The 10434-nt window shown below is 65.1% G+C and carries 6 protein-coding genes, 1 tRNA gene and 1 riboswitch; of the genes, 3 read left to right on the top strand and 4 right to left on the bottom strand.

Annotation, left to right across the window (positions count from 1 at the left end):
- Window positions 1-616 (top strand): NAD(P)/FAD-dependent oxidoreductase (locus O9335_RS15525; protein ID WP_298389739.1); only part of this gene is annotated, 616 nt, incomplete at its 5' end.
- A 62-nt stretch (window positions 617-678) separates the two neighbouring features.
- Here the strand turns inward: O9335_RS15525 and O9335_RS15520 are convergent.
- Window positions 679-1509: a crotonase/enoyl-CoA hydratase family protein gene (locus O9335_RS15520; protein WP_298389737.1), complete on the bottom strand. Its 831-nt coding sequence runs from the start codon at window positions 1507-1509 to the stop codon at window positions 679-681.
- Between the two features lie 83 nt (window positions 1510-1592).
- Window positions 1593-1698: riboswitch (TPP riboswitch) on the top strand.
- 47 nt (window positions 1699-1745) lie between these two features.
- Between O9335_RS15520 and O9335_RS15515 the strand changes: the two genes are divergently transcribed.
- Window positions 1746-3866, top strand: a complete 2121-nt coding sequence (locus O9335_RS15515) for a TonB-dependent siderophore receptor (protein ID WP_298389735.1) — start codon at window positions 1746-1748, stop codon at window positions 3864-3866.
- Between the two features lie 39 nt (window positions 3867-3905).
- A tRNA-Asn gene (locus O9335_RS15510) sits at window positions 3906-3981 on the top strand.
- A gap of 217 nt (window positions 3982-4198) precedes the next feature.
- Here O9335_RS15510 and O9335_RS15505 read toward each other — a convergent pair.
- Genes O9335_RS15505 through O9335_RS15495 form a run of 3 tightly spaced genes read right to left on the bottom strand, consistent with a single transcriptional unit; the run spans window position 4199 to window position 10376 of the window.
- Window positions 4199-7390 (bottom strand): type I restriction endonuclease subunit R, encoded by a 3192-nt coding sequence (locus O9335_RS15505; RefSeq protein ID WP_298389733.1) that lies wholly within the window; start codon window positions 7388-7390, stop codon window positions 4199-4201.
- Complete coding sequence (locus tag O9335_RS15500; RefSeq protein WP_298389731.1) at window positions 7387-9273, bottom strand: ATP-binding protein; 1887 nt, start codon at window positions 9271-9273, stop codon at window positions 7387-7389. Before O9335_RS15500 ends, O9335_RS15505 begins: the two co-directional genes overlap by 4 nt.
- Window positions 9270-10376, bottom strand: a complete 1107-nt coding sequence (locus O9335_RS15495; protein WP_298389729.1) for a restriction endonuclease subunit S — start codon at window positions 10374-10376, stop codon at window positions 9270-9272. The genes O9335_RS15500 and O9335_RS15495 overlap by 4 nt, the downstream gene beginning before the upstream one ends.
- Window positions 10377-10434 lie beyond the last annotated feature (58 nt).

The raw sequence follows: 10434 nt of genomic DNA, 5'->3' as shown, positions 1-10434 counted from the left end.
CGCCGGCAAGAACCTGCTGATCGTCGGCGGCGGTGACTCGGCGCTGGACTGGGCGCTGAACTTCTGCGCCGGCAACGCCGACGGCAACCCGCACAAGGCCGAGTCGGTCATCTTGGTGCACCGCCGCGACGGCTTCCGTGCCGCCCCCGCCAACGTGGCCAAGATGAAAGAGCTGTGCGACGCCTACGAGATGCAGTTCATCGTCGGTCAGGTCACCGACCTGGACGAGACCGAGGACGGCAACCTCAAGGGCGTGAAGGTCACCGGCGGCGACGGCGTCACCCGCGTGGTGCCTTGCGACGAGGTGCTGGTGTTCTTCGGCCTGAGCCCCAAGCTCGGCCCCATCGCCGAGTGGGGCCTGGCCCTGGAGCGCAAGCAGATCTTGGTGGACACCGAGAAGTTCAGCACCAGCGTGCCGGGCATCTTCGCGGTGGGCGACATCAACACCTACCCCGGCAAGAAGAAGCTCATCCTGAGCGGCTTCCACGAAGCCGCCTTGGCCGCCTTCGGCGCGATGCCCATCATCAACCCCGAGAAGCGCGTGCACCTGCAGTACACGACCACCAGCCCCAAGCTGCACAAGGTGCTGGGCGTTGAATCGCCGGTGTTCGACTGAAGCGTCGATGGCCTCAAACAAAAACGCCACCCTCGGGTGGCGTTCTTGTTGGGCGCTGGGCTTCAGTCTTTGAACGTCAGCGCGCCGCCCTTCTTGCCGCGCATCATCACCGCCATCAGGTCTTCAGACAGCAGCATGGCCGCGTTCCAGGTGGCGATCTGCTCCAGGCCCTCGGCCACCGAGTGGTCGCGCGCGTAGTTCAGCGCCTGCTTGGTGCCCCGGATCGCCAGCGGCGACTTGGTGGCGATGTCCTGCGCCAAGGCCAGCACGCCCTCGTCCAGGGCCGCGCGGTCGGCGAACACCCGGCTCAGCAAGCCGCGCTGCAGGGCCTCGTCGGCGCCGACGCTGCGGCCGGTGTAGGCCAACTCGCGCACCCAGCTCTGGCTGCCCACCAGCTTGGGCAGGCGCTGCAAGGTGCCCACGTCGGCCACCATGCCGATGTCGATCTCCTTGATGGCGAAGCTGGCGTCGGCGCTGGCCAAGCGCAGGTCGGCGCAGCAGATGAGGTCGATGCCCCCGCCCAGGCACAGGCCGTGAACGGCGGCCAGCACCGGCTTGCGGCAGCGCTCCAGGCTGGTGAGCGTGTCCTGCAGCTCCAAGATCAGCCCGCGCAGCTTCTCGCGCATGCGGGCTTCGCAGTCGTCGGCGATCTGGCCTTGCAGGCCGGCCATCATGGCCAGATCGATGCCGGCGGTGAAATGCGCCCCCTCGCCGCGCAGCACCACGGCACGGACTTCCGGCGTGCGGTCGGCCCACTGCATGGCCGCGCGCAGCGACTGCCACATCGGCCAGTGCATGGCGTTGAGCTTGTCCGGCCGGTTCAGGCTGACAACGGCCACCGCGCCGTCCAGGCGCAGGTGCAGGGCTTCGAGGTCGGGAGGCGTGGCGCTCATGGGGTCAAAACGGGCAAACCAAAAGCCGCAGTCTGGCACGCTGCCTAGAATGCCGACCTGCCGCCCCGGAACCTTTGGGGAGGCATCCACGCTAGGGGTGCTGGCGCGTTCATGGACGCGACCGGCTGAGAAACACCCTTGGAACCTGACTGAGGTAATCCTCGCGCAGGGAAGCGTGGTCACCCCGGCCGCCACGGCCGGGGTGCCCGCCGACCTGCCATCCACCGCCGATGGCAATGCAAACGAATCGACTCTTCCCCCTGTCTCTCTTGGCCCTGGCCGCGCTCGTGCACGCCCAGGAGGCCGTGCAAACCCAACTCCCCGCCGTCACCATCACCGGACGCAACTTGAATGCGCCCGTGAACGTGGGCGGCTTTGGCGACACCCCCAACGCCCGGCTGCCCCTGCAGGCCCTGCGCGTCGACGCCGAGCGCCTGAGCGAGCTCGGTGCCACCGGCTTGAGCGCGCTGCCGCGCCTGGACGCCTCGGTGAGCGACGGCTACAACAGCCTGGGCTACATCCCGCAGCTGAGCGTGCGCGGCTTCGAGCTGGACACCCGCTTCAACCTGCGCCGCGATGGCCTGCCCCTGAACGGCCAAACCGCCTTCGACTTGAGCAACAAGGCCGCGGCGGAACTGCTGAAAGGGGCCAGCGGCCTGCAAGCCGGCACCAGCGCGCCCAGCGGCCTGCTGAACCTGGTGGTGAAGCGCCCCGAAACCGCCCCGCGCTTGGACCTGAGCCTGGGTTGGGAATCGGCCAATACCTGGACCGCCAGCGTCGACGCCGGCACCCGCACGGCTGCCGGGCTGGGCCTGCGCGTGAACGCCAGCGCCACGCGCCTGTCGCCCTGGCTGCGCAACACGGAGGGCGAGCGGCAGGCCGCCGCCTTCGCCACCGACTGGCGCATGAGTCCGCAGGACTTGTTGGAGCTCGAAGGCGAGTGGAGCCGTCAGTCCCAGCCCAGCCAACCGGGCTTCAGCCTGCTGGGCAACCGCCTGCCCAGCGCCGGCGAGATCGACCGCCGCCGCAACCTGGGCGACACGCCTTGGCAGTTGCCGGTGGACTTCGACAACCGCATCGCCAGCCTGCGCTGGACGCACACGCTGGGCCCCGACTGGCGTTTGGTGGTGCACGGTGGCCAGCAACGCGCGGTCAACGACGACCGCGTGCCCTTCCCCTTTGGCTGCTACGACGCCGCCGCCGACGTCTATTACGCCGACCGCTACTGCCCCAACGGCAGCTTCGACCTGTACGACTTCCGCAGCGAGGATGAGCGCCGCACCAGCACCGCGCTGCGGGCCACCCTGGAGGGCAAGCTGCAGTGGGGCGGTCTGGCGCACCAGCTGCGCGTGGACGCGCTGGACCACCGCCTGCGCGCTGACTTCCAGCGCCAGGCCTACAACGTCGCCGGCACCGGGTCGGTGTTCGGCCCCAGCGTCAGCACGCCCGACCCGGCCTTGACCGACGAGAACACCAACCGCCGCGAACACAGCCGCGAGATCGGCATCAGCGACCAAGTGCAGTGGGGCGACTGGGAGTTGTTCGCCGGCCTGCGCCACACGCGCCTGCAACGCGCCGCCGTGCGCACCGACGGCTCGCGTCCCACCGACTACCCGCAATCCTTCACCACACCCTGGCTGGGCCTGACCTGGGCGCTGGCCCAGGACCTGCGGGTCTACCTGAGCACCGGCGAGGGCGTGGAAAGCGAAGTCACGCCGAACCGCAGCCGCTACGTCAACGCCGGTCAAGCCTTCACGCTCAAGAGCCGCCAAACAGAAGTCGGACTGAAGAGCGGCAGTCAAACCGTGGACTGGAGCCTCGCGGCCTTCGACATCCGCCGCCCGGCGTGGCGCGACATCGGCGCCTGCGGTGCGGCCGGCACCTGCGTGCGCCGCATCGACGGCGAGGCCCAGCACCGTGGCCTCGAAGCGCAGGCCGACCTGAAATGGCGCGGCGGCGGGCTGCTGGCCTCGGCCCAGTGGCTGAACGCCCGCCGCCAAGGCAGCAGCGACCCCGCAGCCAATGGTCTGCGCCCTGTCAACGTGCCCCAGGACAGTCAACGACTGACCCTGCGCCAGCAGATCACCGCCAAGCTCCAGGCCCAGGCCAGCGTGGTCCGCGAGGGTCGCCGCGCGGCGCTGCCCGACAACAGCCTGTGGCTGCCCGCCTGGACGCGGCTGGACTTGAGCGCCCGCATCGTCACCCAATGGCAGGGCCAAAGCTGGACGGCCGCGCTGGGCATCGACAACCTCACCGATGCCAAAGCCTGGAAAGAATCCCCCAACAGCTTTGGCCACGTCTACCTGTTCCCCCTCGCGCCGCGCAGCTTCAGCGCGAAGATTTCAGTCGCCCTCTAGACAGGCAGAGAAAATCCTGTCTATACTCTCAGGCTCTGTTCCCCGATAGCTCAGTCGGTAGAGCGCCGGACTGTTAATCCGTAGGTCCCTGGTTCGAGCCCAGGTCGGGGAGCCAAAAAATCGCTAGTCGTGACAAGGCCTTAGCTGCGAAAGTGGCTGGGGCCTTCGTTTTTGCCGGGGTCGCTTTTTCGCTCATGTAGCCACCATTTAGCGGCCGGTACGGTCAATCCAGATCCCGGAAGCGACAAGCCCGGCGCATTGGCCGGGCTCGGTTCGTTGCTCCCCTGCTGCTTTAGCCATGGATGACTGGTCTGGCTGGACTCGGCAGACCATCATGCGCTGGCCCGATACACCCCCGCATCCCGCTCCGGATAGCTCTCGTACACATGCTCGAAAAGCGCCGAACACTTCTGCGCGAACAGCGGGCGGTCGTAGGCGGCGGGCAGTGTGTCCAGCGTGTCTTCAATGGCCAGCTTCAAGGTCGACCGTGCGGCTGACTTCTGCCGCCAGTTGAGCACCAGCAATTGGTTCAAGCGGGCCAGCAGCGCCTTGGCCACCTTCTTGACCTCGTCCCGCTCCGCAGGGCTCAGCTCCGGCGCCGGCCGCGTGAGGATGTCGAAGATGACCAGCTCTTCCTCAGTGAGGTGCTCGCGGACGTGGCGCTCCTCCTCCTCGTCCAGGCTGTTCGAGATCTTCAGCAGCTCCTCGAAGAGCTGCTCGATGTTGCGGCTGCCGTTGTTGTAGCTCTCGATCAACGCTTCGAACTTGTCGGCAAAGTCGGTGCGCGTCTTGTTCAGGCGAACGAGCTTCTCCAGCTTGGAGGCGATGGCCGCCTTCAGGGCTTCAAGGTCGGTGTTCTTGTGCTTCGATTCCTTGAACCGCTGCGCCAGCGCCTCGAAGTTGATCTTCGAGAGGTCGATGGCCGGTGGCCCACCTTCGCGGATCGTCAGGCCGGTGATGGACTCATCCAGCAGCTCGCCAATCTGCCGCAAGATGGTGACGATGTCTGGCGGGTTGGGATTCAACTTGGCGCGGATCGCCGCCGCCAACATTGCAATGCCCGAGATGCGCAGGGAGAACTCGATCGCCGCGGGGTCGGGCTTCACCGCCTGGTACAGCGTGCCCACCAACTTCTCGTGGGCGAAGAACTCGCGGCGCAAGGGGTCAGGGCCGATCAACGCATTGATGGCGTTTTCAACCGCGGCCAGACGCTGCATGCCCCCTTGTGGCAGCGCCTCCATGGCGGCCAGGTCCACCCCGTGCGTCAGGCAAAAGGCGGTGGCCACTGTCACCGCGTCACGCAACGCCTCGACGAGCTTCGCTTTTTCCTTGACCGGGTTCTGGCCGTCCTTGCCCGCCCCGTAGATCGCAAGCGCCTTCTCCAGCGAGGCGAACACATTGGCGTAGTCCACGATCACGCCGCTGTGCTTGCCGGGGTACACCCGGTTGGCCCGGGCGATGGTCTGCATCAGCGTGTGGTTGCGCATTGGTTTGTCGAGGTACACCGTCGAGCAACTCGGCGCATCGAAGCCGGTCAGCCACATGGCGCAGACGAACACCAGCCGTAGCGGGTCCTTGGTGTCCTTGAACTTTTCGTCCAGGCCCGGTTGGCTCTCGTTCATGCGCTTGCGGTGCGGCTCGATGTCGAGGCCGAGCTGCTTCATTTGCTCGATCTCGTTCTGCCCCGGCGAAACGATCACCGCCATGTCGGTAGTCGTCAGCACCTCCAACCGCGCCTTCAACTCCGCCTTGCGCGCATCGCGCCGCGCTTGTTCCACTGACATGCCGGCAGGCGGCAGGTAGGCCAGCTCGCCCAACTCCTTCTGCACCTGCGCCGTCTCGGCCACCCAGTGCTGGCGCACCTTGTCGTGCATCTTCAGCGCGGTGGCTTTGTCGATGGAGACCACCATCGCCTTGCCCAGGAAGCCGCGCCCCAGGAAGTGCCGCACGATGTCCTGCGCCACCGTCTCCAGCCGGTCGTCGCGGGTGATCAGGTGGTACTGCCGCCCCAGCACCTTGTCCAGCTTGGCTTCCTGCTCGGCGTCCAGCCCTGCGCCCTCGATCAGGTCGTAGATGTCGTCGTTCAGGTCCGGGTTGACCAGTTGCAGCTCGGGCGTGCGGTTCTCGTAGAACAACGGCACCGTGGCGCCGTCCTCGATCGACTGCTGGAAGTCGTAGATCGACACATAGTCGCCGAACACTTCCTTGGTGCGCTCCTCGCCAGCAATCAGCGGCGTGCCGGTGAAGGCCAGGAACATCGCCTTGGGCAGCGCCGCCCGCATGTTCAGCGCCAGCGTGTCGTACTGGCTGCGGTGGGCCTCGTCGGTCAGCACGATCACATCCGAGCGGTCGGTCAGCAGCTCCGGCGTTTGGAACTTGTGCACCAGCGTGAACACATAGCGGTGGTTGCCGCGCAGCAGTTCGCGCAAGTGCGCGCCGCTGGCGGCATGGCATTGGTCGCCCTCGGCCTCGCTCACTGCGCCCACGGTCTTGAAAGTCTTGGCGATTTGCTCGTCCAGTTCCACCCGGTCGGTGACCACCACGAAGGTCCAGTTGCCGGCCAGCTTGCGGAGCACCTTCTGCGCAAAGAACACCATCGAGAAGCTCTTGCCGCTGCCCTGCGTCTGCCAGAACACGCCGCCGCGCCCGTGGCCCAGCTTGCGCGCCTCCAGCATGGAGACGATGGCGTTGTTCACGCCCAGGAACTGGTGGTTCTGGCCCAGCACCTTCACCAACCCCGCCTTGTGCTCCGAGAACAGCGTGAAGTTCTCCACCAGGTCGAGCAGGCGACCAGGGTCGCAGGTGCCGCGCAGCATCACCTCCAGCGACACGCGACGCGGCTCGTCCTCGCGCTCGATGCGCTTCCACTCGAAGAACCGCTCCCAGTCGGCGGTGAGCGAGCCCACGCGGCTATCGGTCCCATTGCTGCCCATCAGCAGCGCGTTGAACCAGAAGAGCTGCGGGATCTCCTTCTTGTAGTGCGTCAGGTTCTCGTCAAAGGCCGCACGCGCCGGCACGCCGGGCTTCTTGAGCTCGATCACCACCCAGGGCAGGCCGTTCACGAAACCCACCAAGTCGGGGCGGCAGGTGTAGAGGCTGCCCACCACGCTGAACTGGCTCACCAGCAGGAAGTCGTTGCGCTCCGGCTGCGCCCAGTCCACCACGCGCAGGCGCTCCAGCTTCTGCCCGCCGTGCTCGCGGTCGGGGATGGACACCGGGATGCCGTCCTTCAGCAGCCGGTACACCTCGCGGTTGGCCGCCTCCAGGCTCATGGCCGACCGGTCGCGGGCCAGTTCGTCGATGGCGGTCTGAATCGCCTCGGCCGGCAGGCCGGGGTTGAGCAAGGCCAGCGCAGCGCGCAGGCGCTCCACCAGCACCACCTCGCCCTTGGTCTCGCGGCCCAGCGTGCTGCCGGGGCCGAAGGTCTCTTCCATCGCCGACACCGTCTGCCAGCCCAAAGCACCAAACAGCCCGATGGCGGGCTGTTCAACCAACTGGTCTTCGGTGTAGGCGTGAAGACTCAAGAAGCGGCTCCACCAGACGAAGTGGCTTCTGCCGGCGCGATGTAACGCTGATCCGGGTGGTTCTCCATGGCCGAGATGGTGTAAGCCAACAGGCCCTCCGCCACCATTGGAGTCAGGTAGTCCCTGACGAGGGGTTTGTGTTCCCGCCCGCCCAGGATGCCGGCCAGTTCCCGGGCGCTCAGAGACCGCCAGCGGCAGAGATCGACAATCAAAGCGCGCATGATGTCCCTCCGGGGCTTACTGCCAGCAGGCGGAATTCGCCCGACCAACTGCGGCGGAATAGTCGCCAGGAGCTGGTGCCTATCACCACCTGACTCGTGACTATGTCGAGCACCCTGGTGACTATTCGAACCGCCAGAGGCGACTTCCGGCGCCGGTGCGCCATGGGAAGTGACGAATTGCGGGCCCGGAACATAGTAGGTCCGGCTGCCGGCACCCTTCATCTCCAGCAAGTCCAGATCGCGCAAACGTCGCAAGTGGGAAGACGCATTCAACGTGTCCGTGCGGTTGATCGCTCGGTAAGTTGCGTTGTCAATGGCCCCCAGTTCCCGGACGAACACCAGTGCACGGGATTCCTCGTCGCTGATCGGCTCCCGCGTCAGGTGCCGCAGCCAATCCACATCCTCCGGCCCCAGAAAATGATGGAACAAGAAGGTGGCGACAAACTGATCGGGCCTGCGTGACGACTCGAAAGTAGGCGGCAGCAGATCCTGCGCCAGCATCAACTCACGCATGGCACGGATGCCGCTGCCCTTGGTCTCGGCGATGTTCACCTCATGAAGGACGGCGGCAATGCGCGGATTGCGCGCTTCCGAACCGGGCTCACCCAGCTGTTCCTCTGCCTTGATCGAATGCCCCGGGTTTCGGATTTCCAGGCGGTTGGCATAGCGGATGATCTGGATCGCGCCGTGGATGCGGTAACTGCGGTGCATCACGGCGTTGACGATGGCCTCGCGGATCACACGCAGGGGCAACGTGGGTTCGTCCTCGCGGGCCAAAGCACCTTCGGGCAGCGAGAAAGATTGAATCAACTCATCGCGCACCGTGTTGGTGGCGCGGCGAATGGCAGCAAACAGCGGAGCGCGGATTTCCAGCGTGTCGAAGCGATGGTCCGGGTTCTCCACCCACTTGCGGCCCGGCACGCGGATGTAGTCGATGCGCATCATGGGAAAGCAGCGCCGCAGAGCCATGGTGGAGCCAAACAAGACGATACCCGCCACCGTTGGCCGAAGTTGACCGCTGTCGCGTCTGACACAACCCAAGGCAAGCAGCAGATCGTCATTCGACCACGTCAGTTCTTCCGCGTCCGGATTGATCGCCCGGCGTTGTTGCCGGTAATCGTCAATGGCCACAGGGTCGATGTCGGCCATGGCGGCATCGGGCAGCAGCGCCCCGTCAAACGTCTCGAGCTGGTGCCCGGCGTAAAGCGCCACCAGATCATCTTCCGTGCCTTCCTGGTCGGTCGGCCCCACGCGCCGGAAAGCGCCTCGTGGCAGCCCGAGGTTCTGCAGGTAGATTGGCTTCTCCGTCGGCGCCGCCTCCGGCACATACACGACCACAACCGCCTTGCCGTTCAGCTCCTCGACGGAAACGCGCGGCCGCAGTGGTCGATTGAATACGCCGGCGCATTGGCTGGCCAGATCGGACTGGAGCTTGTCGGGGTTGTCGATCCCGTCAACCTGGTAAGCGTTGCTGAACAGGTCCTGCGCGTCGCGGCTGACCCCCAGTAGGAGATAACCACCGCCCAAGCCGGGCTCGTTGGCAAAGGCGCAGATCGTTTCCATCACCGAACGGTCAATCTGCCGAGCCTTCTTGGCCTCAATGCGATGCGATTCGTCCAGCGCGACGAGTTCTTGCATCAGGTCTTCGGCGGTGCGCATCATGGTGCGATGGCCTCCACGTCGATCTGGCCGGAGAGCATGCGCGGCAGCAGCAGGTCGCGGGTGCGGCGGAGGGTTTGGACTTCGTTGGTCAGCGCAATTAGCTGCTCGTGTATCGGCTCAACGAAACCTTCGAATCGCTTCCGCAACGCAGCTGGTGGCACGACCGTTGCGACTTGGTCGAGCGCAGAGCGTTTGATGTGATGCATCGTTGCGCCGAGGCTTAGGGCGCGAAAACGTGGCATCGCTTCTTTGAGACTATGGAAGCAATAGGCACGACTGACGCCGTCGAAGGGCAAAACGTTGAAAAGATGCTGGTTGAGCAGGCCTTCGCCTCCCATCCAGAGGTAAGCATCAAGGTCAGCAGACCATGAGAACAGCACGTCGCCATCGCGGATGTTGTATTTGTCCGGAATGCCATCGCCTGAATTTCGCGGCGTGTCCGCTGTAACCCCAGCTTTAAGCTCCTTGATCTTGATAATCGGCTTGCCTTCGTCGCCCCAGTCGTCGGGTTTGAAGGCATAGCCGTTGACGTAGCTGGCCAATCCAGAGAACGGCCTCACCTCCCAGCCCTCCGGAATCTCCCCCAGCGGCGAAGGGACGAGGGGGACGGACTGGTGGCCGGGGAAGCGGAATTGGACGAACCACTCGCGGTAGAGAGCGCGGGCCATCGACTCCAGAATCTTGATGCGCCGCTGGCTGTTCTCGATCAGCTCGTCGTAGGCCGACAGGATGCTCGCGATGCGGCGTTGGATCGGGAGGGGCGGAAGCGGAACCGGCATTGCCGCCACAGAACCAGTGTTGATCACACCTTGAGCAGCTCCCACGGATGCAGAAAGTAAAAAACTACGACCTAATGCGCTCTGAAAAAAATAGGCGTGAAAGCCTGTCGGCTCCTTTGGTCTGGCAAAGACGATGTTGGCGCAATTCAGCTCGCCTACTCCTTCTGGCACCACGCAACAATCACCGCGATTTGCACCGACGCGAACAAACAGGATGTCACCTGGCCGAAGCTGTGATTTCTTGAGCGACCTGTGAAACGTTGGAGTTATCGAGAGCGCAGTTTCGAGCTCAAGCTTGCCGGGCCGCACGTTCTGGGAGCGCAAGAAAAGAATGCCGTCCGGCGCATCTGAGAAGTGTTCAGTCGTAGGGCCAACATGGCCT

The sequence above is a fragment of the Inhella sp. genome (assembly GCF_027532025.1).
Taxonomy (GTDB): Bacteria; Pseudomonadota; Gammaproteobacteria; order Burkholderiales; family Burkholderiaceae_C; genus Inhella.
This window is presented reverse-complemented; position numbering and strand designations above follow the sequence as displayed.

Bases quoted from the DNA above. Each gene is read 5' to 3' on its own strand.
- O9335_RS15520 (WP_298389737.1), bottom strand. From the start codon at position 1,509: ATGAGCGCCACGCCTCCCGACCTCGAAGCCCTGCACCTGCGCCTGGAC.
- O9335_RS15515 (WP_298389735.1), top strand. From the start codon at position 1,746: ATGCAAACGAATCGACTCTTCCCCCTGTCTCTCTTGGCCCTGGCCGCG.
- O9335_RS15500 (WP_298389731.1), bottom strand. From the start codon at position 9,273: ATGATGCGCACCGCCGAAGACCTGATGCAAGAACTCGTCGCGCTGGAC.